The organism is Streptomyces curacoi (assembly GCF_001513975.1).
Taxonomy (GTDB): domain Bacteria; phylum Actinomycetota; class Actinomycetes; order Streptomycetales; family Streptomycetaceae; genus Streptomyces; species Streptomyces curacoi.
On the sequence record NZ_KQ947988.1, the window covers coordinates 366,695 to 391,097 of the forward strand.

At 70.4% G+C, this 24,403-nt stretch carries 25 protein-coding genes; 16 read left to right on the plus strand and 9 right to left on the minus strand.

What is annotated here, in order from left to right:
* Window positions 1-167: 167 nt before the first annotated feature.
* The 5 genes from AQI70_RS18375 to AQI70_RS18395 all read left to right on the plus strand — a co-directional run bounded on the left by AQI70_RS18375 (window position 168) and on the right by AQI70_RS18395 (window position 4,624).
* Window positions 168-977, plus strand: coding sequence for a DJ-1/PfpI family protein (locus AQI70_RS18375; RefSeq protein WP_062150995.1), 810 nt, complete (start codon window positions 168-170; stop codon window positions 975-977).
* 20 nt (window positions 978-997) lie between these two features.
* Window positions 998-2,146: a ferritin-like domain-containing protein gene (locus AQI70_RS18380; protein WP_062150998.1), complete on the plus strand. Its 1,149-nt coding sequence runs from the start codon at window positions 998-1,000 to the stop codon at window positions 2,144-2,146.
* 119 nt (window positions 2,147-2,265) lie between these two features.
* Complete coding sequence (locus AQI70_RS18385) at window positions 2,266-3,477, plus strand: MFS transporter (protein ID WP_062151002.1); 1,212 nt, start codon at window positions 2,266-2,268, stop codon at window positions 3,475-3,477.
* Window positions 3,474-3,944 (plus strand): VOC family protein, encoded by a 471-nt coding sequence (locus tag AQI70_RS18390; protein ID WP_062151005.1) that lies wholly within the window; start codon window positions 3,474-3,476, stop codon window positions 3,942-3,944. Before AQI70_RS18385 ends, AQI70_RS18390 begins: the two co-directional genes overlap by 4 nt.
* Window positions 3,926-4,624: an SDR family oxidoreductase gene (locus AQI70_RS18395; protein ID WP_062151008.1), complete on the plus strand. Its 699-nt coding sequence runs from the start codon at window positions 3,926-3,928 to the stop codon at window positions 4,622-4,624. The genes AQI70_RS18390 and AQI70_RS18395 overlap by 19 nt, the downstream gene beginning before the upstream one ends.
* 83 nt (window positions 4,625-4,707) lie before the next feature.
* Here AQI70_RS18395 and AQI70_RS18400 read toward each other — a convergent pair whose 3' ends face one another.
* The 5 genes from AQI70_RS18400 to AQI70_RS18420 form a co-directional block, all read right to left on the minus strand.
* On the minus strand, window positions 4,708-5,697 hold the full coding sequence (locus AQI70_RS18400) for a malate dehydrogenase (RefSeq protein ID WP_062151011.1): 990 nt from the start codon (window positions 5,695-5,697) through the stop codon (window positions 4,708-4,710).
* 1,148 nt (window positions 5,698-6,845) lie between these two features.
* Window positions 6,846-8,123, minus strand: coding sequence for a helix-turn-helix domain-containing protein (locus AQI70_RS18405; protein WP_063801602.1), 1,278 nt, complete (start codon window positions 8,121-8,123; stop codon window positions 6,846-6,848).
* A gap of 423 nt (window positions 8,124-8,546) precedes the next feature.
* The gene (locus AQI70_RS18410) at window positions 8,547-9,074 is read right to left on the minus strand and encodes a helix-turn-helix domain-containing protein (protein WP_062151016.1); all 528 of its coding nucleotides are present in this window, start codon (window positions 9,072-9,074) and stop codon (window positions 8,547-8,549) included.
* Window positions 9,075-9,282: 208 nt separating this feature from the next.
* Window positions 9,283-9,795, minus strand: a complete 513-nt coding sequence (locus AQI70_RS18415) for a DUF3017 domain-containing protein (protein ID WP_062151019.1) — start codon at window positions 9,793-9,795, stop codon at window positions 9,283-9,285.
* Window positions 9,785-10,639 carry a bifunctional methylenetetrahydrofolate dehydrogenase/methenyltetrahydrofolate cyclohydrolase gene (locus AQI70_RS18420; RefSeq protein ID WP_062151022.1) on the minus strand — a complete coding sequence of 285 codons (855 nt, stop codon included), beginning with the start codon at window positions 10,637-10,639 and terminating at the stop codon, window positions 9,785-9,787. Before AQI70_RS18420 ends, AQI70_RS18415 begins: the two co-directional genes overlap by 11 nt.
* Window positions 10,640-10,914: 275 nt before the next feature.
* Here AQI70_RS18420 and AQI70_RS18425 point away from each other — a divergent pair, with 275 nt between their 5' ends.
* The 5 genes from AQI70_RS18425 to AQI70_RS18440 all read left to right on the plus strand — a co-directional run bounded on the left by AQI70_RS18425 (window position 10,915) and on the right by AQI70_RS18440 (window position 15,906).
* On the plus strand, window positions 10,915-11,562 hold the full coding sequence (locus AQI70_RS18425) for a hypothetical protein (protein WP_062151025.1): 648 nt from the start codon (window positions 10,915-10,917) through the stop codon (window positions 11,560-11,562).
* 798 nt (window positions 11,563-12,360) lie between these two features.
* Entirely contained in the window at window positions 12,361-12,846 is a 486-nt protein-coding gene (locus tag AQI70_RS38595) for a phospholipase A2 family protein (RefSeq protein WP_159042681.1), read from the plus strand.
* Between the two features lie 188 nt (window positions 12,847-13,034).
* Window positions 13,035-13,856, plus strand: coding sequence for an FHA domain-containing protein (locus AQI70_RS18430; RefSeq protein WP_062151028.1), 822 nt, complete (start codon window positions 13,035-13,037; stop codon window positions 13,854-13,856).
* On the plus strand, window positions 13,853-15,427 hold the full coding sequence (locus AQI70_RS18435; protein WP_062151031.1) for a serine/threonine protein kinase: 1,575 nt from the start codon (window positions 13,853-13,855) through the stop codon (window positions 15,425-15,427). The genes AQI70_RS18430 and AQI70_RS18435 overlap by 4 nt, the downstream gene beginning before the upstream one ends.
* Before the next feature lie 92 nt (window positions 15,428-15,519).
* Window positions 15,520-15,906, plus strand: coding sequence for a hypothetical protein (locus tag AQI70_RS18440; protein WP_244181711.1), 387 nt, complete (start codon window positions 15,520-15,522; stop codon window positions 15,904-15,906).
* A gap of 66 nt (window positions 15,907-15,972) precedes the next feature.
* Here AQI70_RS18440 and AQI70_RS18445 read toward each other — a convergent pair whose 3' ends face one another.
* A complete protein-coding gene (locus tag AQI70_RS18445) occupies window positions 15,973-16,188 on the minus strand; it encodes a DUF397 domain-containing protein (RefSeq protein WP_062151034.1) in 216 nt (71 codons plus the stop codon).
* Complete coding sequence (locus AQI70_RS18450) at window positions 16,169-17,026, minus strand: helix-turn-helix domain-containing protein (protein WP_062151037.1); 858 nt, start codon at window positions 17,024-17,026, stop codon at window positions 16,169-16,171. Before AQI70_RS18450 ends, AQI70_RS18445 begins: the two co-directional genes overlap by 20 nt.
* 120 nt (window positions 17,027-17,146) lie before the next feature.
* On the opposite strand from AQI70_RS18450, the gene AQI70_RS18455 reads away from it, so the two are divergent.
* From AQI70_RS18455 to AQI70_RS18475, 5 genes are all read left to right on the plus strand, one after another.
* Complete coding sequence (locus tag AQI70_RS18455; RefSeq protein WP_062151041.1) at window positions 17,147-17,350, plus strand: hypothetical protein; 204 nt, start codon at window positions 17,147-17,149, stop codon at window positions 17,348-17,350.
* On the plus strand, window positions 17,347-17,721 hold the full coding sequence (locus AQI70_RS18460; RefSeq protein WP_062151044.1) for an ATP-binding protein: 375 nt from the start codon (window positions 17,347-17,349) through the stop codon (window positions 17,719-17,721). The genes AQI70_RS18455 and AQI70_RS18460 overlap by 4 nt, the downstream gene beginning before the upstream one ends.
* Window positions 17,722-17,860: 139 nt before the next feature.
* On the plus strand, window positions 17,861-19,669 hold the full coding sequence (locus AQI70_RS18465; RefSeq protein WP_244181712.1) for a serine/threonine-protein kinase: 1,809 nt from the start codon (window positions 17,861-17,863) through the stop codon (window positions 19,667-19,669).
* Between the two features lie 127 nt (window positions 19,670-19,796).
* A complete protein-coding gene (locus AQI70_RS18470; protein ID WP_062151050.1) occupies window positions 19,797-20,138 on the plus strand; it encodes a hypothetical protein in 342 nt (113 codons plus the stop codon).
* Between the two features lie 13 nt (window positions 20,139-20,151).
* Window positions 20,152-20,751, plus strand: coding sequence for a hypothetical protein (locus tag AQI70_RS18475; protein ID WP_159042682.1), 600 nt, complete (start codon window positions 20,152-20,154; stop codon window positions 20,749-20,751).
* Window positions 20,752-20,822: 71 nt separating this feature from the next.
* On the opposite strand, the gene purH is transcribed toward AQI70_RS18475, so the two are convergent.
* Together purH and purN are read right to left on the minus strand one after the other, a co-directional pair.
* Window positions 20,823-22,433, minus strand: coding sequence for a bifunctional phosphoribosylaminoimidazolecarboxamide formyltransferase/IMP cyclohydrolase (gene purH, locus AQI70_RS18480; protein WP_062151055.1), 1,611 nt, complete (start codon window positions 22,431-22,433; stop codon window positions 20,823-20,825).
* Window positions 22,430-23,068, minus strand: coding sequence for a phosphoribosylglycinamide formyltransferase (purN, locus tag AQI70_RS18485; protein WP_062151058.1), 639 nt, complete (start codon window positions 23,066-23,068; stop codon window positions 22,430-22,432). The genes purH and purN overlap by 4 nt, the downstream gene beginning before the upstream one ends.
* A gap of 314 nt (window positions 23,069-23,382) precedes the next feature.
* Here purN and AQI70_RS18490 point away from each other — a divergent pair, with 314 nt between their 5' ends.
* Entirely contained in the window at window positions 23,383-24,171 is a 789-nt protein-coding gene (locus AQI70_RS18490) for a hypothetical protein (protein ID WP_062151061.1), read from the plus strand.
* The last annotated feature ends 232 nt before the right edge of the window (window positions 24,172-24,403 follow it).

Here is a 24,403-nt window from a genome sequence, read left to right on the forward strand (position 1 = left end):
AGCCGACGCGCCAGGCCCCCATAACGAGCATTGGCCCTGAAGTCCTGCCAATGCCCCCCTGCTCGAACAGTTATTTGAAAGCCGGTCCGGAGGGATGTGAGGGTCACGGAGCAGGCCCCCGCCACGGCAGGGGCACGGTCGTCTCCTTCGAGGAAGGGAAGCACGCTGTGAGCACACCTACTCCCGCCCGCGGACGCCAGATCACTCCCGAGCCCCGGACGCCGGGAACCATCACCACCCAGATCGACTCCATCGGCATCCTGGGCTATGAGTCGGTCTCCGAACAGGACTGCCTCACGCCCACCGAGATCTTCAAGGGCACCGCGATGGTGCTCAACGGATCCATCGCCCCCTGGCAGCGGGAAGCCGCCCCCCGGGACCTCGACGTGCGTCTGGTCGCCCTCGAACCCGGCGTCGTGAAGATGCAGATGGGCACCAATGTCGTCCCCGACGGCGTCCTGTCGGAGGACGACCTGTTCGACATCTTCTACATCCCCGGCGGTGTCGGCTCGGCCGCGCTGCTGTCCGACGAGCGCGTGCTGAAGGCCATCCGCCGGCACCACGAAGCCGGCAAGGTCATCGCCGCCAACTGCTCCGGCGTCGGCGCGCTGGCCCGCTCCGGCATCGTCAACGACGAAACCCTCACCTCCGTGGCCGCCATCGCCCGCGGCATGCGCGGCGAGGGCTTCGACGTGCCGGAGAACCGCCGCATGTGGGTCGCCCATCCCGCCTCGCGCATCTGGACCTTCACCGGCTCCTACGGCATCAACGGCGGTGCCGTCGCCCTGGTTGCCCACTACTTCGGCCGCGAGGTCGGCACCATCGTGTCGATGATGTTCGACACCTACGGCGGTATCGGCGACGCCATCTTCGAAGAGGTCGGGCCCGAGTTCTACCACCACCCCGAGCTGGAGGAGGCCTTCCAGAACCTCTTCGAGCCGATGCTCTACCCGGCCAAGACCGACGACGCGCTCTGACCAGAGGGGGCACAACACCGGTGGCTACCCAGGTCACACCCGTCTTCCTCCGTGACCTCAACTGGATACGCGGAGCCCTGCAGACCGCGGTGGCGCTCGAACACTCCACCATGCCGCTGTACTGCGCGGCCATGTACTCCCTGGAGGTCCAGAACTACCCCTCCTACAACACCATCCGCTCCGTGCTGATGGAGGAGATGGTCCACATGGCCATCGCCGCCAACATGGTCGCCGCCCTCGGCGGCACACCGCAGATCGCCACCCTCAACCCCACCTACGCCTCCCGAGGCCTGCCCGGCGGCGTCGCGCCTGATCTGCCGGTCATCCTGGCGCAGCTCTCACCACGCTCGCTGGAGAACTTCATGCGCCTGGAAGCGCCGGAGTTCATGCTCAACGCCCGTCAGCGCGCCGCCGTCTACCCGACGATCGGCGCCTTCTACGACGCGATCCGTGAGGCGATCGACAGCCACAAGGACGCCCTGCGGCGCGCCGTCGAGCAGGGCGGGCCGGCCAACCAGGTCGGCGGCAACCTGGGTTACCTCACCTTCGAGCCGGCCGAGGGCGTCGACCCGGTGGAGAAGTTCCACGCCGGGCTCGACATCATCACCGAGCAGGGCGAGGGCCAGGGCCAGGGGACCGTGGAAGCGGGCGAGGACTTCCAGAAGGAAGGCTCTCACTACGCCCGCTTCGCCGAACTGCGCTACGGCCGCCGCTACCTCGCCCCCGACGGGGAGACCGAGATCTCACGGGAGAACGAGGCGCAGTTCTTCCAGGGCGAGGAGATCGTGTGGCCGGTGGTCATCAACACCCTCGCCGTGCCCTCCGACGGCTACCGGGCCGTCCTCGACAACGATCCGAGCGCCCCGGAGGTCCGCAAGGAGCTCGAAGGGTTCGACGACGCCTACACCCAGATGATGGCCGCCCTCGACCGGGCGTGGAACGGGCCGGTGGAGACCTGGTGGCCGTCGCTCGGGGCGGCGGTGACGCAGATGGACCAGATGCGCGTCCGGTCCTGCTTCAACATCATGCGCCACCCGGTCCCGGAGCGGGCCATCAGCCGGCTCGAAGCCCTGTACCCCACCCAGTTCAAGGCACTTGAGCGGTACACCGATCTGACCCGGCCCGTCTTCTACGGCCCCCGTTTCATCAACAACAACGGCGGCCGCTGAGCACCCGATGCCGTCCGGTGGCCTGCGCCCGCAAGCCACCGGACGGCATCCGCCGCGCCCCCGCACACCAAGGGCGTCCACCGACACAGCCACTGCTACCTAAGGGGAACGTCACCGCTGTGCCACGCAAGTCCCATCACCTCCCGCTGGGCGGTCTGCTGGCCCTGGCCACGGCCGGGTTCCTGACCATGCTCACCGAAACCGTCCCCGCCGGTCTCCTCGGCGACATCGGCGGCGGACTCGCCGTGTCCGAATCCCAGGCCGGACAGCTCCTGACGATCTACGCCGCGGGCTCCGTGCTGGCTGCGATACCCCTGACGAGCCTCACCCGCGGCCTCCCGCGGCGGCCCGTCCTGGTGACCACCGTCGCGCTCGTCGCCCTGGTCAACCTCCTCACCGCCGTCTCCGACTCGTACGCGCTGACCATGGCGGCCCGCTTGATCGCCGGTATGGGCGCGGGCGTGCAGTGGGCCATGATCGCCGGATACGCCATGCGCCTGGTCGACGAGCCCGTCAAGGGCCGGGCGCTGGCCATCTCCATGGCGGGCGTGCCCACCGCCCTGGCCCTCGGCGTGCCCCTGGGAACGTACGCCGGAAGTCTCCTCGGCTGGCGCTACACCTTCGCCGTCATGGGCGGGCTCGCCCTCGTCGTCGCCCTGTGGATCTCCGCCACCGTCCGCCCGTTCCCCGGCGAGGAAGCCGCCACGCGCATCCCGTTGCGCCGCGTCTTCCTCCTGCCGGGCCTGGCCGCCATCCTGGTCTCGGCCCTGCTGTTCGAGATCGGCCACATGAACCTCTACACCTACATCGACCCCTACCTCCGGCGCGCCGGGCTCGGGGACGCGGTCGGTCCCGTCCTGCTCGCCTTCGGTGTCGCCGCCATGGCCGGCCTGTTCGCCGCCGGAGCGTTCATCGACCGGAACCTGCGCGCCGTCGTCGTGGGAACCCTCGGCCTGTTCACCGCCTGCATGGCCCTGTTCGGCCTGCTCGGTACCGAGGCATGGCCGGTCGTCGTCGTCATGTTCGGCTGGGGCTTCGCCCTCGGGCTCGCGCCGACCATGTTCCAGGCCTCCTCCGCCCGCGCCGCCGGATCCGCGGCCGACATCGCCCAGGCCATGATCGTCACGGTGCTGAACGCGGGCATGTCCATCGGCTCCGTCACCGGGGGCATCGCCCTCGACGTCGGTGGCGTCGACACCCTTCCGTGGATCTCCTGCGCGGTCTTCGCCGTTGCCCTGGCCATCGCCCTCGGCGCCCGCCGCAACGCCTTCCCCGCACCCGGCGCCGCGCCCGTCGCGCAGCCGGCGACCGAGCGGGAGGGGGTGGCATGAGCCGCTTCTATCACGTCTGTTTCGTCGTCCCCGACCTGGAGGCCGCGATGCGGGACCTGTCCACCGCCGCGGCCGTCGAGTGGCGCGAGCCCATGGCGGCGTCGATCGGTGAGTGGGACTACCGGATCGTGTTCACCGCCGGAGGCGAGCCGTTCATCGAACTCATCGAAGCCCCGCCCGGCGGCCCGTGGGGCGACACCGATGAGCCCCGCTTCCACCATCTCGGCTGGTGGACCTCCGACATCGACGCCGGTACGGACCGGCTCGCCAAGGCCGGTTTCCCCCAGGCGTTCAGCGGATGCCCCTACGGCCGCCCGTTCGCCTACCACCACATCGACAGCATCGGCGGACACGTCGAACTGGTCGGACACGGCCGCCAGCCCAGCTTCATCGACGCCTGGAACCCCGGCGGTGACCGGATGCCCGCCATCAACGAGGAGGCCCACCCGTGGAACCCGTCACACTGATCACCGGCGGCTCGACCGGCATCGGCGCCGAAACAGCCCGCCGCCTGCTCGAGCAGGGCCACCGGGTCGCCGTCACGGCCCGTCGCGCCGACCGGCTCACCGAGTTCGCGCGCAGCACGGACGTGGACAGCGACCGGCTCATGACGCTGCCGGGCGACACCGGCGACGCCGAACACGTGCGGCAGGCCGTCCGGATGACCGCACAGTCCTGGGGGCGGCTGGACAACGTCATCGTCAACGCCGGCTTCTCCCTGCCGGGCACACTCGCCGACCACCTTCCCGAGGCCATGCGCTCGATGATCCTCACCAACGTGCTCGGCCCCGCACTCGTCGTGCAGGCCGTGCTGCCGCACCTGAAGGAGACCAAGGGACGACTCGTCCTGGTCGGCTCCGTCGCCGGCGTGAAGAACACCCCGGGCAACCTGTACTCGGTCACCAAGTGGGCCGTGCACGCCCTCGCCGAGAACACCCGCCTCATGGCCACGGCCGACGGCGTGGGCGTCACCCTGATCGCGCCGGGCATGGTCGACACCCCGTTCTGGGAGATCCGCGGCGGACGGCCCGACGCCCCGACCATGACCGCCGCCCAGGTCGCCGACTGCGTCCTCTTCGCCCTCAACCAGCCCGCGGGCGTGGACATCAACCACCTCCAGATGCGGCCCGTCGGACAGCTCAACTAGGCCTGAACGCACCGGTCCCCGGCCGCTGTAGCAGCGACCGGGGACCGGTGGCGAAAGCGTCGCCCGAACCTGTCGGGCGGGGCTCAGATGAGGCCGAGGGAGCGGACCGCCTCGCGCTCCGCCTCCAGCTCCTTGACGGAGGCGTCGATACGGGTGCGGGAGAACTCGTTGATCTCCAGGCCCTGGACGATCTCGTACTTGCCGTCCTTGCAGGTGACGGGGAAGGAGGAGATGAGCCCCTCCGGAACGCCGTAGGAACCGTCGGACGGGATGCCCATCGACACCCAGTCGCCGTCGGCGGTGCCGTTGACCCAGGTGTGGACGTGGTCGATGGCGGCGTTGGCGGCGGAGGCCGCGGAGGACGCGCCGCGGGCCTCGATGATCGCCGCGCCGCGCTTGGCGACGGTCGGGATGAAGTCCTCGGCGAGCCACTTCTCGTCGTTCACGACCTCGGCGGCGTTCTTGCCGGCGACGGTGGCGTGGAAGATGTCCGGGTACTGGGTGGCGGAGTGGTTGCCCCAGATGGTGAGCCGCTTGATGTCGGAGACCGTGGAGCCGGTCTTCTTCGCGAGCTGGGTCAGGGCGCGGTTGTGGTCGAGGCGGGTCATCGCGGTGAAGCGCTCGGCCGGGACGTCGGGCGCGGCGGCCTGCGCGATGAGCGCGTTGGTGTTGGCCGGGTTGCCGACGACCAGGACCCTGATGTCGTCCGCGGCGTGCGCGTTGATGGCCTGGCCCTGCGGCTTGAAGATGCCGCCGTTGGCCTCCAGGAGGTCACCGCGCTCCATGCCCTTGGTGCGGGGCCGGGCGCCTACGAGCAGCGCGACGTTCGCCCCGTCGAAGGCGACGTTCGGGTCATCGGTGATGTCGATGCCCTGCAGGAGCGGGAACGCGCAGTCGTCGAGCTCCATGGCGGTGCCCTCGGCGGCCTTGAGCGCCGGGGTGATCTCGAGAAGCCGCAGCTTGACCGGCACGTCCGCGCCGAGCAGCTGGCCGGAGGCGATGCGGAACAGCAGGGCGTAGCCGATCTGGCCGGCCGCGCCGGTGACGGTGACGTTCACGGGAGTGCGGGTCATGGCGTTCTCCGTATGACAGCTGGCGGTGGGGCGTCCCTGCCCCGGGGGTGGGACGTACAAATGATCGATCTCTTGGCGTCAAGATAGATCAGCGGTCAGGCTATCGCGCATCCGGGATCCCGGACGGCCGGGTCCGTGTGGCCCACCCCACAGAATGGTCACCACTACGGCAAAAGGGGGCGGCCGCCCGGTCCGGGAGAGGGGGGACCTTGGGCGGCCGCCGGTGGGGGTACCGATTGCCGGACTCCCGTGGGGGTACGTTGCGCGTGCCCACTTTGCCGACGGCCATTCCTGCCCCACCGAAATTCTTTTCTCGCCCCCGCCGCCCCTACCCGTCCCATCCCCCAAGGGCTCCGCCCCTTCAACCCCGGACCCCCTGGGGGCCTGCGGCCCCCAGACCCCCGCTTCGGCCCCGAACGGGCCTCGTCCTCAAACGCCGGACGGGCTGAAATACGCGCCCGGCGCTGGGAAGCGACACCAATCGGGGCGTGCGCCCCAAGCGGGCGGGCGGAGGCTCGGGTGGGCGGGGCTCGGGTGGGCGAGGCTGCGGGGGCGGCGCGGCCTTCCCCTCCAGGACCGGACGGGCCGAAATACGCCGCCCGGCGCCCGGAAGTGACCACCACCGGGGCGCGCACCCCAAGCGGGCGGGCGGGGGCTCGGGTGGGCGGGGCTGAGGACGGCGCGGCCTCCCCCTCCAGCGCCGGACGGGCTGAAATACACCGGCCGACGCCCGGAAGTGACCACCACCGGAGCACGCACCCCAAGCGGGCGGGCGGGGGCTCGGGTGGGCGGGGCTGAGGACGGCGCGGCCTCCCCCTCCAGCGCCGGACAGGCTGAAATACACCGGCCGACGCCCGGAAGTGACCACCACCGGCGCGCGCCCCCAAGCAGGTAGGTGGGGGCTCCGGGTGGGCGGGGCCGGGGACGGCGCGGCCCCCCTCCAGAGCCCGGCGGGCCGGAATACCCCGGCCGGCGCCGGGAGTGACCGCCACCGGGGCGTGCGCACCATGCGGGTGCGCGGGGGTTGGGGACGGCGCGGTCCTCCGCCTCCCGGGCCGGATGGGCTGGTTGTTGTCGGCCGGTGCTGAAAGATGCGGGTCCGGCAGCGCCGGTTCAGGAACGGCCGGCGCATGTGCGCCGGTGTCCCGTCACTGCGTGCAGCCCTCCTGCCCCGCAGCCAGCGTCACGCAAGCCGTCGCGTCGCCCGCGTCCTTCACGGCCACCATCGGCGTGTACGCGATCGTGTCACCGGCGACGGTGATCGAACCGGTCTGCTTCGTCTTGCCGACCGTCACCACCACCTCGTCCCCCTGCGCGGCCTGCGTGATACGCCCCCACGCCGCGCCGCACGTCTCGCTGTAGCGCACCTCGACCACGGCCGCGCCGACGGTCGCGGTCTTGGCGGTCGTCACGAGGTCACCGCTGCACCCCATGCTCTCCGCGTCCTTGCCGGTGCAGGAGTCCCCGCTGCACTTCACCCCGGCCGGCAGGTCGGGGTCGGTCGTCGCGGACGGGGAGGGCGACTTGGCCGCGTCCCCGTTCTTGTCCTTGCCGCCGATGTCGGTCAGGTAGAACACCGCGGCGATCACGACCAGCACACCGACGACCCCCGCGAGGAACATCGTCAGCCGCCGCTTGCCACCGCCCCCGGCAGAGGAGCCGCGTCCCGGCCGAGCCCCCCGCGGAGGCTCGCCGTACGGACTCTGCGCCCCCGGCGATCCCGGCACCGCTCCGGACGCACCCGGGCCCCCGGACACTCCGGCCGCTCCGGAAGCCCCAGAAGCTCCGGACGCCCCGGCCGTACGGCCACCCGTAGGCGTAGGTCCTCGGTATCCCGCCACCCCCCACGAGTTGCCCTCGCGGACGTCGCCGCCGGTCGAGTCCCGTACCGCAGAGTCCCGTACCGCAGAGTCCCGTACCGCAGAGTCCCGTACCTCCGGCGCCGTCGGCTGCACCGGCACCGCGGGCGGCACCGTCGGTGCCACCCCCGCCGGCCCCGCCACTCCGGGCGTCGCCGTGGCGCTGCCGCTCTTGCGGACGGCCTTGCCCGCCTTCCCGCCCCCCTTGGCGTTCGCCGGCGGCGCCCCGAACTCGCTCAGCGCGGCGCGCGCCTGGGAGATCCGGATCGCCTCCATGGTCATGTCGTGGCGCATCTCCGAACGGCTCCAGGCCCGTTCGGCGAGCTCCCACATCGTCGTCAGATGGATCGGATTCGTGCCGGTGACCTCGGCGAGCGCCACGATCGCGCCCTTGGGCGCGAGCAGCCGCCCGTTCAGATACCGCTCCCAGGACGTCTTGCTGTATCCCGTGCGGTCGGCCACCGCCGCGATGCTCAGACCGCTGCGGTCCACGAGCCGCCGCAGCTGGCTGGCGAACTCCCTGACCTGCGGATCCAGTTCATCCGGCAAGGCCCTCCAACGAGGCATTGCTTCCCCCCTCTTCCCCCCGGTTCGTGCTGGTGTTTCTCGCGTTCCCCCGCGCGTGGTGCCCTCTGCCGAGTCCCCGTTCTGGCTACCCACAGGGATGCGCCCAGTAAGGATCTCAGTTCCCGGGGTGGGGGCGCACGGGAGCGTCGGGACCGGGGGCATGCACCGTTGCACGCCCGTCGGACCGCCTCCAGTGTTCCACCGGCTCCCCTCTCCAGCCGACACAACCCTGGCAGTAAGCCCTTGCACACAGACTCGGGACGCTCCGGGCCGTCCCGATCGACCACGCTAGCCCGACAGTTGAGCGACTTCCTTGCAAATCCCCGAACTTGTCAACACATCGACACACAGAAAGCACATAAACGATCACCCGCGTCACATGCCCCTCATTCGGGCAATCCCGACGCGACACACTCGCCGGGCTCAGCCGAGTGCAAGCGCCCCGAACAGGGCCGTCAGCACCAGAGCGGCGACGAGCGCGACGGCGACCACCAACAACCGGCGCGACGGCGGCCCCGGCTCCTCCGGCGGGGCGTCCCACCACGGCAGGGTGGGATCGTCCTCGTACTCCTCGTAATCCTTGTACGGCTCCCGAGACTCCCGAGACTCCCGAGGCTCGTACGCCTCGCCGCCCTCCCGCGCCTCACCCTCCGGCCGCGCCGACCCCGGTGCGGGCTTCGGCCACGCCTGCACCGCCAGTTCCCACCGCACCCCGAAGCGTTCCGCCTCGTCCTTCCCGGTCTCCGCCACCCGGCACAGCGCGACGACCGCCTGCCGGGGCGGTGGCTGGGTGGCGTTGAGGTAGCGCTGCCAGGAGGACTTGCTGTACGCGGTGCGCGCGCCCAGCGCGACCAGGCTCAGGCCCGTACGGTCCTTGAGCTGCCGCAACTGCTCCACGAAGTGCCGCACCTCCGGCGGCAGATCGTCGGGCAGCGGCTGCCAGGCACCCATCGCTCACCTCCGAACCAGATCCGATCGGGTGACGACAGGGGACGGCGCATTGGTTCCCGGCTCACCCGAGGTAGCGGAACGGTCACCTCCGTGCCACAGCGCACTGACAGGCGTTGAACGGCCCCTTCACCGTGCCCGAGGGTGGAGACACAGACGGCGGCCCGTCCTTCCTCGGGGGAGAGGACGGGCCGCCGTCACGCGCTGGGCTTCAGTTCTCCACCGTGAAGTGCAGCGCGTCCTTCAGGAACGGGACCTTCAGCAGCGGATTCGGCTGCGCCATCAGCGCCAGCAGCACGATGACGAGCCCCAGCACGCCGTACGTCACGATGTCGGTGAAGCGGGAGCGCACGGCGAGCATGCCGACGCTCGGCAGGAGCCACCGCAGCACCGCGCCGGCCAGCAGGGCGCTGCCGATCACCAGCGTGCCGACCCGGAACACGTCGAGCGCGGTGATCAGCAGGCCGATGCCGACCAGGCCGAGGACGACGAGGACGGGCCACTGCCGGGCCGGGGCCGGCGCGTCACCGGAGGCCGCGCGGCCGCCGCCCTCGGGGCGGGCCGTGTCCCGGGTGAACAGCGGGAAGCGGCGGGTGGTGCGCCGGGGCACCCCGTCGGCGTCCGGCGCGCTCACCGGGTCCCGGACCTCGATCTCCTCCGCCCCGGCAGTCTCCTCCGCCCCGGCAGTCTTCTCCGCCCTGCCGGCGGCGTCCTCAGCCGACACTGCGCTCCGCCGCCTCGACCACGTTGACCAGCAGCTGCGCCCGGGTCATCGGACCCACACCACCCGGGTTCGGGGAGATCCAGCCGGCCACCTCGGCGACGCCGGGGTGGACGTCGCCCACGATCTTGCCCTCGGCGCTGCGCGAGACACCGACGTCGAGGACGGCCGCGCCCGGCTTCACGTCCTCGGGGCGGATCAGGTGCGCGGAACCGGCCGCGGCGATGATGATGTCCGCGCGCTTGAGGTGGGCCGACAGGTCCCGCGTGCCGGTGTGGCACTGGGTCACCGTCGCGTTCTCGCTGCGCCGGGTCAGCAGCAGCGGCATCGGGCGGCCGATGGTCACCCCGCGGCCGACGACCACGACCTCGGCGCCCTTGATCTCGACGCCGTAGCGGCGGAGCAGGGTCAGGACTCCGTTCGGGGTGCAGGGCAGCGGGGCCGGCTCGTTCAGGACCAGGCGGCCGAGGTTCATCGGGTGCAGACCGTCGGCGTCCTTGGCCGGGTCCATCAGCTCCAGGATGCGGTTCTCGTCGATGCCCTTGGGCAGCGGCAGCTGGACGATGTAGCCGGTGCAGGCCGGGTCCTCGTTCAGCTCGCGGACGACCGCCTCGATCTCCTCCTGGGTCGCCGTGGCGGGCAGTTCGCGCTGGATGGAGGCGATGCCGACCTGGGCGCAGTCGCGGTGCTTGCCGGCGACGTACTTCTGACTGCCGGGGTCTTCCCCGACGAGGATCGTGCCGAGGCCGGGCATGACGCCCTTCTCCTTCAGCGCCGCCACGCGGGCGGTCAGATCGGACTTGATCGCGGCTGCGGTGGCCTTGCCATCGAGAATCTGGGCGGTCATGGCACCCATCCTCGCGGATGACGCCCTCCCGGTTCCAATCCGGGTCTCCCCTGGCATCGACCACCGTATCTCCGCCCGTATCCGCCCATGATCAGTGATGTTGCACTTGCACAACACATAGGGAATGCGGCTGGACAAGTAAGAGGCGGCTAAAGAACGATGTGACGGCAGCACCGCGGGGCAGTACCGGGGGGACGAACCGCAAACGTAGACCTCTCCTCCGATTCGTGCCGCGCGTCGTCCCCGCACAGGAACAAAACGGAGGAAAGACCGCCATGAGTTTCGGCGACCCCAACAACCCCTACGGACCGCCCCAGCAGCAACCACCGGCCGCTCCCGGGTACGGCTACCCACAGCAGGCCCCACCCGGCGCCCCGCCCCAGCAGGGCTACGGCTACCCGCAACAGCCGGCGTATCCCGGCTACGCGGGCGCCAACCAGATGGCACCGCAGTCGATGCCGGGCCTGCTCGTCACTGCCCGCGTCTTTCTGTTCATCATCTCGGCGGTGCAGATCCTGGCGGGCGTTGCCTGGCTGTACGTCGCGGCCATCGCCAACGACGTATCCAACTCCGCGGATTCCCTGACTTCCTCCTCCGACGACCCGTTCAGCTCGATCGGCGAGGGTGGTGACATCGCGGCGGGGGTTCTCGTAGTCCTCGCGCTTGTCGCGCTCGGCCTTGCGGCGCTGTCCATCACACTCGGTGTCAAGTTCGGCAAGGGCGGCCAAGGCATCCGGATCACCACGGTGGTGTACGGCGCGCTTGGCACAATCGTCGGGCTCATCGGCCTGTTCGTCGGCCTCGACTCGGGCCTGGCCACAGCGATCATCTTCCCACTGCTGTGGGTCGTCTTCGGCGGCATCATCACGGCCGCACCGGTGGTGCCCAGCGGCACGGCGTGGTTCAACCGCCCGCGCTACTGAGGTCGCCACCAGACATCCCTCACCACTGACTCGTCAGAGGCCAGGGCCGTGCCCCCACCCATACGAGGGGGCGCGGCCCTGTTGTGTCGCCAACGTCATTCCTCTCCCCACGGACGGCACCGGAGGTGAAGAAGTCCGAGTCCGGCGAGAATTTACTTCCTCTTTGATCAGTCGGAAATCTGAGGCTCTCCTGAGGTTCCACACACACTCAATTGGCAAAATTGCCACCCTTTGCCCGATTTGATCATACCCCCTAGCGGGTTTCCCTGTTCCATGTGCGTGAGATCTGCTCCTCGCCGGACGCTTGCTTACTTGCACAACGAGACCACATGCATATAACAATGAATCGAGGGCCGCGCCTTCTGGCCGCCCGTATGAACCAAATGAAGCTGAATGCAGCTCCCTGACCAGGACCTGCCAGCTGCCTCACGGGGGAAATCGCATGAAGATGACCAGTCAAGGTCAACGGGCGCGTCACGCATATGCAGCGGCCTTCGCAGCCGCTTCCTTCCGGCCGCCATCATCATTCGTCGACACCATCTGACGCTCGGCGTCGGATGACGGTCGAGCTTTATCCCGACACCCGGCGGACGGTGTGTCGAATGTCGGCTATTTCGAGGGCGTGACCCACGGGCCGAGCGCTTCCAGTGCGGATCCACACCGTTGCAGGCCAAGCCATGCGATGGCACCGCCTGCCGGGATGCCCTGGCGCCGCAGCCGCTCAGGCGTTTTCCCGCGGGCCCGCACCCCAACACTGCGCATTTCGTAGCCGTACAAACATCAATGCATCCTGCCTTGATGCTGCCGCGCGCATCCATGTCGAATCACAGGGGAAAATCGATGAAAAACCTTCGCCCGCAACGGTCCTTCATGACTGGACTTCTCGCTGCCGCGACCATCGGCCTGTTCACTGCTGTTCCAGCGCAGGCAGCCGACAACGACACCGCCGGGATACAGGCCGTCGCAGCCTCAGCAAGCAGGCTCAGCAAGGTGACGGTACCGTCCAATTACGTCTACAACCCGCGGAAGGGCAGCCTGCACGATTACTGCACGAGCTCGCCCGACAGCTATTTGAGTGCGGATTTCCGAGGCCCCTGCGCCCGGCATGACCTGTGCTACGCCAAGCCGGGTAACCATAAGAAGGCATGCGATGCCACGCTGATGACGCAGCTCATCCAGAACTGTAAGTACGCTTATGGATCGTTGAACCCGCTGCGGTATTCATGCACCAATACGGCTGTCAATTACCACCAAGCGGTGACCTCCTTCGGGGATGATCACTAGTACGGACCGGCACCTGAGGTCGCCGAAGCCATCACAGGCACCACAGGACGCTCACTGAAAGCCCGGGAACGGGGATCAGTTCACGCCAATAACAGTCGAGGGCCGTGTCTCACCGTATGAGGGGGACACGGCCCCGCTGCGTCGCCCTACTCTGACGTGGGTAGCCGTCAGGCACGGGGAGACGCACCTTGTACAGCATCATCGTGGTACCTCCGCCGACCACGGAGGACGAGACCCACCGCACCCAGATCCGGCTCGCGCCCGGCGAACGGCTCAGCTTCGGGCGTGCGGCCGCCGACAACGACCTCACGATCGCGCACGACGGGGTGTCCCGCAGAGCGGGTGAGATCACCGCGCAGGGCGCCTTCTGGATACTGAGCAACCTCAGCCGGGAACAGACGTACGTCGTGGAGAACCCGGAGGGCGCGGGCGAGCACATCAAGGTCGGGCCGGGGCGGCTGGACGCGCCGGTCCCCTTCGAGTTCTCGCGGATCGTGCTGCCGGCGGCCGGCGATCTGCTGCCGATCGAGGTGTGGGCGCCGCGCCACGACTACCTCATCTCCGACGGCGGCCTGGACGGCGCCACCACCGCCCCCGCCTTCTCCGTCGACCGCACGAAGCGGTACTTCGCGGTCCTGGCCGCCCTGTGCGAACCCCGGCTACGCGGCGAACCGCACGCCCCGCTGCCCACGGTCGACCAGGTCGTGGAGCGGCTGCGCCCCACCTGGCCGGCCGCGTCCCGCACGTCCGTCCAGTGGAACATCGACTACCTCGCCGTGAAGCTGCGTCTCAAGCCCGGCCCGGAGACGGCGGACACGGGGCCGCGGCTCAACGGCAAGAAGGAGTCGCTGGTCTCGCTGGCCCTGCGCTTCGACCTGGTCCGCGAGGACGATCTGGTCGTGCTGAGAAAGTCTTCACCTTCGCCGTCGCCTTCACCTTCGCCGTCGCCTTCACCTTCGCCGTCGTCTACGCCTTCGTCGGCTCCGGTGTCCGGCCGGGTGACGCGGTGACCGAGCCGTACGCCGTGCCGGTGCCGAAGGGGTACCGGGTGGGCGGGTGGGAGGTGCGGGAGCCGATCGCCACGGGGGCGTTCGGAAGCGTGTACGAGGGAAGGCGCGTCGCAGCCGACGAGGACCTCCCGAAGACAGTGGCCCTGAAGTTCCTGCCGACCGGCACCGGCACCCCCCGCCAACTCACCCACCTGCGCGAACTCATCGAGCGCGAGGTCGCCTTGCACCGCCGGCTGAAGCAGCCGCGGCTGATCCGGATGTACGGCACCCTCACCGTCGACGACCCGGCCGTCCCCGCCCTCGACGGCGCCACCGTCCTCGTCCTGGAGAAGGCGGAGGGCTCCCTGTCCGCCCTGCTCGCGAGGGAACCCCGCCCCGCCGCCGGTCCCGCCCTGCTCGCGCAGATCTGCGAGGGGCTGGCGCAACTGCACCACGCCGGCTGGGTGCACGGGGACCTCAAACCCGCCAACGTGCTGCTGATGCGGGACGGTTCGGCCCGGCTCGCCGACTTCAACATGGCGGCCGAGCTGGAGGGCACGCACGCGTACACCCCCGCCTTCTCGACCCCCGACTACACGCCGCCGGAGCTGCTGTGGTCGGAGATCGGCGAACGCGGCCGCCGTATCCGCCCGTCGGCCGACGTCTGGGCGTTCGGCGTCCTGGCCCATCTTGTCCTCACCGACTCCTTCCCGCTGCCCGGCGCCACCCCGACGGCCCGCCGCGACGCGGCCGCCGCCTACGCCCGCGGCACCGACGAGCTGCGACTCTCCCCCGAACTCCCGGATGTGTGGCGGGAGATCGTGCGGGACTGCCTGAGCCGTACGCACGCCGACCGGATCGACACCCCGGCACTGCTGCGCCGGGTGGAGGCCGCGGCGGGCACGGGCCGCTCACCGCGTCTGCCTCGGGTCCTCCTGCCCCGCCGCCATGCCCGCCGTACGACGGTGCTGGCCGCCGCGACCGCCGTGGTGACGGTGGCCGCCCTCGGCTACGGAGTCAGCACCTGGGCCGGTGGCGACAAGGCGGGGGGCGGATCGCCGGGCGGTGAGACCACCAAGGTCACGGCCGCCGGCTACGGCGCCTCCGAGCTCCGTACGGACAAGGGCATCCCCGTGGCCTACCGCCGCCTCATCGTCGACTCCGCCCACGACTGCGTCCAGCCGGAGGTGACCCCGGCGCTGATCGCCGCCCTGCTGAAGGCGGAGAGCAACTTCGACCCGGACCTCTCCGACCCGGACGCGGGCGACGAGGGCGAGTACGGCATCGCCCGCTGGACACCGAGCATCCTGCGCTGGTGGATCCGGGACGACGGCGTGCCCGCGAAGGAGACCCCCAAGCCTCCCCTGACCCCCGCCGAGTCCATCCCGGCCGTCGGCCGCTACCTCTGCTTCATGGAACCCCGCCTCAAGCAGAGCGGCCTGTCCGGCGACCGCCGGGTGCTGCTCGCCGCCGCCTACCGGACATCGACCAGGGTCGTGAACGACGCGGGTGGCGTTCCCCCGAAGTACCGCGACTACGCCACCCGCGTCGCCCACTACCTCAAGGAGTACACGCCGCCCGGCAAGAAGTGACCCTCAGAGTTCCGAGGTTCCGCTCGCGGCGGCCGGGCCGCACGGTGGTCGTGTCCACCAACGGGGGTGGCACGACCGGAGGGACACCGACCATGAAGCGCATGCTCGCCTCGCTGGGTGCGGCGGCCGTACTCGCCACGGGCGCCGTCGCCCTGACGCCAACGGGGGCGTCGGCCGCACCGAACGGATGCTGGGGCAGCGGACCGAACAACTCCCGCTACTGCCACAACTACCAGGGCGGCAACGTGATGTTCAACGGCAACGTCGCGGGCTGGCTGAACGCGGGCGACAACTGGTTCGTCTGCCAGAAGAAGTTCCCGGGCCAGGAGAACCCGCCGGTCGGCGACGCACGCAACGACTGGTGGCTGTGGACCCAGGCCGACACGAACGTCAGCAACGGCGGCTGGGGCTGGTTCCCCGCGAACAAGGTGTCCGGCGGCGTGAACTACGGGGCGATTCCGGGCCTGCGCACCTGCTGACCACGTGATCCGCGGCCTCCGGCTCCCTCGGGGGAGGGCCGGAGGCCAACCGTCAGCCCGTGCACTTCAACGGCAAGAAGTACACGGGTGCAGGGAGTCGACGAAGAGGGCCCAGGCCTGGTGGGGGAACACCAGGGCTGGGCCCTCGGCGTTCTTGGAGTCCCGGACGGGGACGATGCCGGGGAGGTTGTGGGCGACCTCGACGCAGTCACCGCCATCGCCGTTGCTGTAGCTGCTCTTGCGCCAGGCAGCGGTGCTCAAGTCAATCCGGTTGCTTGCCATCTCGGTAATCCTCTGCCGCTTCCTCGACCATGGCGAGGGACGCCTCAGGCGGCAGTGCGGCGGCCCTGAGCAGATCGTACGACTTGCTGTAACGCTTCACGAGGGCCGGATCGTCGATGGTGTCGCCGCTGTACGAGGACTCGGTGTAGACGAGCGGTGGAGCGTCGGGGAACGTCATGATCTTTGCGCCGCCCTGCATCATCGGATACGGCCCGGTGTTCCACGGCAGGACCTGTGGAACGATCCTACGGCGCCTCCCCAACGCGGCGATACGGTCCAGCTGTTCGGCCATCTCCTCCGGCGGGAGGATCGGGTGGCGCAGGATCGACTCGTGCAGGATGACCCAGTACTCCGGCTTTCTGTGGTCGTCCTCAAAGAGGCGGGCCCGCGCCATCCGGGCGTTGACCTTCTCCTCGACCTCTTCGTCGGACGCCGCCGGGTGCGCCGTCCGCACCAACGTCCGCGCGTAGGCAGGCGTCTGGAGCAGACCGGGCAGAACGGTGGGGCACCACTCCTCAATGGCGTCCGCGTGCCTCTCCGCTTCCAGGACCCGCTCGAAGTACTCGGCGTGCCCGTTCCTCCTCGCCTTCCGCACATCTCCACACCGCCGCCCGAAGAACCCGTCGGTCCCCAGCACCCGGTCCACGTGATGCGCCAGATCCTCCGGCATACGGCGGTGCCCGCGCTCGATCTCACTCAGATACGTCGGCGAGTAGAACGACCCCTTCACCGTCTCCTGCTGCGAGAGCCCCGCCGCCTCCCGCTTCCACCGCAACTCCTTGCCGTAGAACTCGGGAACGCTCGCCGAGCCGTCAATGTCCTGGCTCCCGGCCGCCATTGGCCACACCCCTTCACATTCCCCGCTGTGAAGCCCAAACCTCTTTGACGGTACGCCGCCCCACGCCACTGTGTGACTGATTCACCACACAACGCACACGGAAAGGCAAGGCCCACGACGATGACCACACCCCACGAGGCCGACACCCAGGTCGAGCAACTCCGTGCCGCCCTGGCGGCGAACGGCGTCACGCTCCCGTCCCTGCGGGTCGACCTGCCCTCCCTCACGGCCCTGCCCGCCCGCCCCCTCGTCGCGCTCGGAAACTGCAACCTCGCCACGGTCCAGGCCCTGACGGCCGTCCTGCGCAAGGCGGCCGCCCGGTGACCGCACCGCTCCTCATCGACCTGCTCGCGCTGCCCAAGGCCGTGCCCGAGGCCCGCCGCACCGTGCGCGAGCACCTTGGCGTCCCCTGCCCCGAAGTCCAGCTCTGTGCCAGCGAGTTGCTGACCAATGTCATCACCCACCTCGGCGAGGGCACGCCGGTGACCATGAGCCTGTCCCGGACGGAGACGGGTGACGTACGCCTGGCGGTCACGGACCCGGACCCGCACGCCTGGCTGGTCCTGCGCCGTCCCGGTGCCGACGACGAGACCGGCCGGGGCCTTCTGCTGCTCGACGCGGTCGCACGGCGCTGGGGCGTCGACAGGACTCCCGGCGGCAAGACCGTGTGGTGCGAGCTGCCTGCCCGACCCTGAAACATCGCAGGTACTGCTCCATCATGAGGCGAGCCTTCGACAAGACCGGCAACAACCGCATCAGCTCGGGCGCGATAGCCTCGCGTCAACCACCGCGGAACAAAGGCAAGTCGGGGAAGAGAAGGCAGTCGGGGGACTCATGAGCGACCAGCGGCAACCCATGTCGCCGCACGGAGCGGCGTCCGGTGACGTCGGCCTGCACCAGCTGAAGGAGGCGGGCGCGAGCCCGCTGCGGCCCGCCGATCCCGGACGCATCGGCCCGTACGTGCCGCTGGGCCTGCTGGGCAGCGGCGGCATGGGCCACGTCTACCTCGCCCGCCCCGCCGACAACTCCCCGGGGCTCGCCGCCGTCAAGGTGATCCGCCCCGAGTACGCCGAGGACGCCCGCTTCCGGCGGCGGTTCGAGCGGGAGGCCGCCGTGCACGCCCAGGTGCACACGCCGCGCACACCGGACCTGCTCGGCACCGGGTTCGACGACTCGCTGCTGTGGATGGCGACGCAGTACCTGCCCGGCCTCGACCTCGCCGAAGCCGTCCGCGAGTGCGGCACGCTCGGCGCCGCCGGGGTGTGGCGGCTGGTGGCGGAGCTCGGGCAGGCCCTGTCGGCGCTGGCCGCCGCCGGCGTCGTACACCGGGATCTCAAGCCGTCCAACGTGATCCTGTCCCTGCAGGGCGCGTACGTCATCGACTTCGGCATCGCGCAGGCCGCCGACAGCAGCGCGATCACCACGACGGGCAGCCGGGTCGGCACGCCCGCCTTCATGTCGCCCGAGTATCTGCGCGAGGGCAGCTGCGACACCGCCTCCGACGTCTTCTCGCTCGCGGGAAGCCTGATCTACGCCGCGACCGGGCATGCCCCCTTCGGGGACGGCACGGGCGTCGACGTGATGCACCGGGTCGCCTTCGAGGCACCCAAGCCGGAGATCATGGCCGAACTCACCGCGGTGGACCCCGCGTTGGCCGCCCTCATGTCCTCCTGCCTCGCCAAGGAGCCCGCCGGACGCCCCACCCCGCGGCAACTCCTCGACGCCGCCACGGCCGCCGGTCACAGCCGCACGGCGGCCTGGCACGAGCCGCTGGGCGCCCGGCTGCTCGCCCGGCGGCAGGCGTGCGACGTGCTGGAGAGCGTCGCCGTCCAGGAGACCGTCCACTTGCGCGCACCGGACCGCGCGGCGTTCCCTGCCCCCGGCCCCGCCTTCGGGACACCGACACCGCCGATGCCGCCCGGGCAGTACCCCACCCCCGCGCAGCCGCCGGTCCCGCAGGACGGTGGCCGCCGCAGGAAGCGGAAGGCGTACCTCGCCCTGGCCGCGGGTCTCGCCGTGTGCGCCGTCGCCGCGGGCACCTTCTTCCTCACCCGCCCGTCCCTCGAAGCATCGGCCTCGGCCGCGCCGACGGCGGCCGGCGGCACCACGGCCGGCGGCGCACAGGCCGCACCCCTCCCCAGCACCTCCGCCTCGCCCTCCGGCACCAAGGACAAGGAGGAGAAGGGGAAGGAGAAGCGGGGAAAGGAGAAGGCCGCCTCGAAGACGGAGGCAGCCGAGACGTCGGAGAACCCGAACACATCCGAGGGCGGCGCAAGCGGAACGCGCCCCACGCCCTCCGACGACTCCGACCCGTCCGACGGCGACGAGACCGGCGGCAGCGGCGGCGCCCCGACCGCCACCCCCACCAAGACCGCCACGACACCCGCCACTCCGCCCTGGATCTCCCAGTGCACCTACTACTCCGGCACCGAACTCACCGACTACGGCGACAAGGGCCAACGCGTCGTCCAGGTGCAGTGCATGCTCACCAAGCGCGGCTACAGCGTCGGCGGCGCGGGCGTGGACGGCGACTTCGGCAAGGACACCGAGTCCGCGGTCAAGCAGTTCCAGAGCGCCAAGGGACTTGAGGTGGACGGCCAGGTGGGCCCCAACACCTGGGCGGCGCTGCGCAGTTCGACGTGAGGGCGGTCTGACGCGAACACCGCGAAGGTGAGTCTTTGCGTCAGAACGAAAACACTGGAGTCCGTCTTCGGCAGCGCCCACACTCACAGACGTCAGAGACCGTGGAGAAAGCCGAACAGGGGGACCCATGCGCAACATGACCAAGATCAAGGCGGCGGCTGTGATGACAGCGGCGGTGGCAGGGCTGGCCGTGGCCACGGCACCGGCTCAGGCGCACGCGGGAGTCGTCGACGTCAGTCGCGGCTCGTGCAAGTACTACGGCTACAGCGACCACGGTTACGCCGAGACCGAGAAGACCTCAGGCGGCTGCTCGGGACACGCCTGGCTCAGGGTGCGGATCAACGGCGTGATCGGCAGTTGGCAGCACGACCCGGAGCGGGAGTGGATCTACGCGCCCTCGGGCATGTCCATCCAGGTGAGCGATCACAAGAGCTGTGCCGACTGCTCCTACAAGAACATCTGGCACTAGAGCGCCGCTCGCCATGAGAATGCGGTACGGCGTTGTCGCCGCACTGGCGCTGGTGCTCGGGACGACCGGTTGCGGTCATACGCACGAGGGACCGGTCGTCGCGACACCAGCGGCCCAGTTCCACGAGTACGTCAGCGATGACGAACGCGCGGAGGGCCGAGCCGCGCAGAACGCACTGCTGGCCGACGGCTCCGCCAGCAGGGGCGACTACGAGGACGCCGTGGCGCGGCTGCGCAAGTGCCTGGCGCGAGGCGATGTCAGGCTGGTGAGCCACGGCTGGAACCCGGTGAACCACCAGAACATGAGCCTGTGGTACGAAAACCCGTCGATGCCGGAGGACGAAGTCGCCGCCTACGGCGACCAGTGCCACGCCGCGCATGTGGTCACGGTCGAGCAGCGTTATGCCGAGCAGCATCCGCCGCGCATGTCCGGCGCGCTCCTGACGGAGGCCCGCGCATGTCTGTCCGGCCGTGGCATCACGACCGCGGGTGGCGACGGGAGCCTGCCGGAACTGGTGCACACCGCGGGGCCGGACCGGAAGCGTGACGTGTTCGAGTGCGTGTCGAAAGGGGTCGCGAAGCTGTATCCGAACAAGCCCTTCATCGTGAGCTGACCCGCCCACGGAAAACCGCCCGTACGCGGAATGCACCGCGTACGGGCGGAGGGGCGTGTCTCCCCCACTACCTAGTGGAAGAAGTGCCGCGTCCCCGTGAAGTACATCGTGATGCCCGCCTTCTTCGCGGCCTCGACCACCAGCTCGTCGCGGACCGAACCGCCGGGCTGGACGATGGCCTTGACCCCGGCCTCGCTCAGGACGTCGATGTTGTCCGGGAACGGGAAGAAGGCGTCCGAGGCGACGTACGAGCCCCGGGCCCGCTCGGCTCCGGCCCGCTCGACCGCCAGCTTGCAGGAGTCGACGCGGTTGACCTGGCCCATGCCGACGCCGACCGAGGCGCCGTCCTTGGCGAGGAGGATGGCGTTGGACTTGACGGCCCGGCAGGCCTTCCAGGCGAAGGCGAGTTCGGCCAGCTCGGCCTCGCTCAGCGCCTCGCCCGTCGTCAGCGTCCAGTTGGCCGGGTCGTCGCCGTCGGCCTGGAGGCGGTCGGTTACCTGGAGGAGGACGCCGCCGTCGACGGGCTTGACCTCGACGGGGTTGGCGGGGCCCTCGGGGCAGCGCAGCACCCGGATGTTCTTCTTCTTGGTGAGGGCCTCCAGCGCGCCGTCCTCGTAGTCGGGCGCGACGATGACCTCGGTGAAGATCTCGGCGACCTGCTCGGCCATCTCCTTCGACACCGGCCGGTTGACGGCGATCACACCGCCGAACGCCGACAGCGGGTCACAGGCGTGCGCCTTGCGGTGCGCCTCGGCGACGTCCGCGCCGATCGCGATGCCGCAGGGGTTGGCGTGCTTGATGATCGCGACGCAGGGCTCGGCGTGGTCGTACGCGGCACGGCGGGCGGCGTCCGTGTCCGTGTAGTTGTTGTACGACATCTCCTTGCCGTGCAGCTGCTCGGCCTTGGCCAGGCCGCCGCCGCCCGCGGCGGAGCCGCTGATGGATGCGGTGTCGACGTACAGGGCGGCGGGCTGGTGCGGGTTCTCGCCGTACCGGAGGGTGTTCTCGCGCTCCCAGGTCGCCCCGAGGAAGTCGGGGAACCGAGAGTCGTCGACGGGGGCGTAGGAGGAGGCGAACCAGCTCGCGACGGCCACGTCGTACGCCGCCGTGTGCTGGAAGGCCTCGGCCGCGAGGCGCTTGCGGGTGGTGAGGTCGAAGCCGCCGCTCTGCACGGCCGCCAGCACATCGGCGTACCGGGCCGGGCTGGTCACGACCGCCACGGACGGGTGGTTCTTGGCCGCGGCGCGCACCATCGACGGACCGCCGATGTCGATCTGCTCGACGCACTCGTCGGGGGTGGCCCCGGAGGCGACGGTCTCCCGGAACGGGTAGAGGTTGACGACGACCAGGTCGAACGGCTCGACGCCCAGCTCGGCCAGCTGCCGCTGGTGGTCCTCCAGGCGCAGGTCGGCGAGGATGCCGGCGTGCACGCGCGGGTGCAGCGTCTTGACGCGGCCGTCCAGGCACTCCGGGAAGCCGGTGAGCTCCTCGACCTTGGTGACGGGCACGCCCGCGGCGGCGATGCGCCCGGCGGTGGACCCGGTGGAGACGAGCTCCACACCCGCCTCGTGCAGCCCGCGCGCAAGCTCCTCGAGTCCGGTCTTGTCGTAGACGCTGACGAGCGCGCGACGGATGCCCCGCTTGCCGCTCTCGGCCGTGACAGTGGTGCTGTCGGCGGTCACTGGATAACTACCTTTCGTCCCTCAATGCGATAGCCGTTGCGGGCGAGCCGCCCCACGACATCGACGAGCAGCCTTCGCTCGACTTCCTTGATGCGCTCGTGCAGAGCGCTCTCGTCGTCCTCGTCCCGGACCTCCACCACGCCCTGCGCGATGATCGGCCCGGTGTCGACGCCGTCGTCGACGAAGTGGACGGTGCAGCCGGTGACCTTGGCGCCGTACGCGAGGGCGTCACGGACGCCGTGGGCGCCGGGAAAACTGGGGAGCAGGGCCGGGTGGGTGTTCACGAACCGGCCGCCGAACCGGGCCAGGAACTCCTTGCCCACGATCTTCATGAACCCGGCGGAGACGACGAGGTCGGGCTCGTACGCGGCGACGGCCTCGGCGAGGGCCGCGTCCCACTCCTCCCGGCTGCCGTAGTCCTTGACCTTCCGCACGAAGGTCGGCAGCCCGGCGCGCTCGGCCCGCGCGAGCCCCTCGATGTTCTCGCGGTCGGCGCCGACGGCCACGATCTCGGCGCCGTACGTCTCGGAGCCGACGGCGGCGATCTCGTCGAGCAGCGCCTGCAGATTGGTGCCGGATCCGGAGACCAGCACGACGAGGCGCTTGGCCGACTTGGCCACGGGCTTGGCGGCCACGGCGGGGGCCCTTTCTCGGGGGTGCGTTCTTCGTGCGGCCGGCGGCGTGCAGGTTTACGGCCTGTACGTTCATACGAATGCATCGCGCCCCGGGATACGGGGAAGTCTACGAAGCAGCCGACCGTCAGCAACGATACCGGCACACCGGGCAGCCCCCATGGGACGGGGGCATGGCCGGAAGGTAGCGTCTGCGGGGAGCGGGCTCGGGAACGCGGTCGCTGTGCGGTGCGTTCACGAAGTACCGGCTCGACGCGAGACAGCCGGACCCGACTGTCGTTATCCAGCCGTATCCACAAGGGGAAGACGCTCACTTGATGCCGGACCGCAGCCTGCGACTCCTCACGCTCCCCCCGCAGTCGGTGCAGGGAGGGGAGCACAGCGGCATGCTGCTGCGGGAGCGCCCCGCCTCACCGCCTGACGCCCCCTCGGGCGGTCAGAACGGCGACGAGCGGGGCCGTGGCGGCCAGGCACCCGAGGACAACCCGTTCGCTCCGCCGCCGGAGGGCACGCCGGACCGCCCGTGGCAGCCGCGGCGCCCGTCGGGCGGGGACGGCTCGCAGGGGTCCGACGAGGGCAGCGGCCGCTCGCCGTGGGGCAGCCAGTGGAGCGACCGCCAGCCGGGCCGCTCCTCCGGCGGCTTCGGCGAACGCCCCCGCGGCGGCCCGGACGGCCCCGCGGGCGGCGGCCCCGGCACGGGCCTGCGCTGGGACCCGACCGACCCCGCCCAGCGCCGCGCGCGCTACGCCCTGCTCTCCGGCATGTGGGCCTTCTTCTTCGCCCTGTTCAGCTGGCCGTACGTGGCTCTGCTCCTGGGCGCGCTGGCCCTCTACTGGGGCATCAGCAGCCTCCGCACCAAGCCCCGCACCCCCGACCCGAACACCCCGGCCCCCCAGACCACCGGCCGCCCCCAGACCACGGCAGCGGTGAGCGGCCTGGTCACGGCCTCCCTCGCCATCGCGGTGGTCGCCGCCGGGTTCGCGGCGCAGCTGGTCTACAGCGACTACTACACCTGCACGAACGACGCCCTGACGAACGAGGCGAAGCAGTCCTGCGACCAGCTCCTGCCGGAGGAGCTACGGGGAGTACTGGGCACCGAGGACTGAGCGCCGCAACCTTCGACGGCGATCATTTCTCAGCGCCGGCCGGCACCTTCAGCCCGCCCGACATCCGAGGACAAGACCACACCGCACCTGTCCACGCCGGTCGGCATAATCCAGCCCGCCCGACATCCGAGGACGAGACCACGCCGTCCCTAGCCCCCACCCACCCGGAGGGGGCCCGCACACCCATGGCGGTCACTTCCCAACGCCAGTCGGCATCATCCAGCCCGCCCGG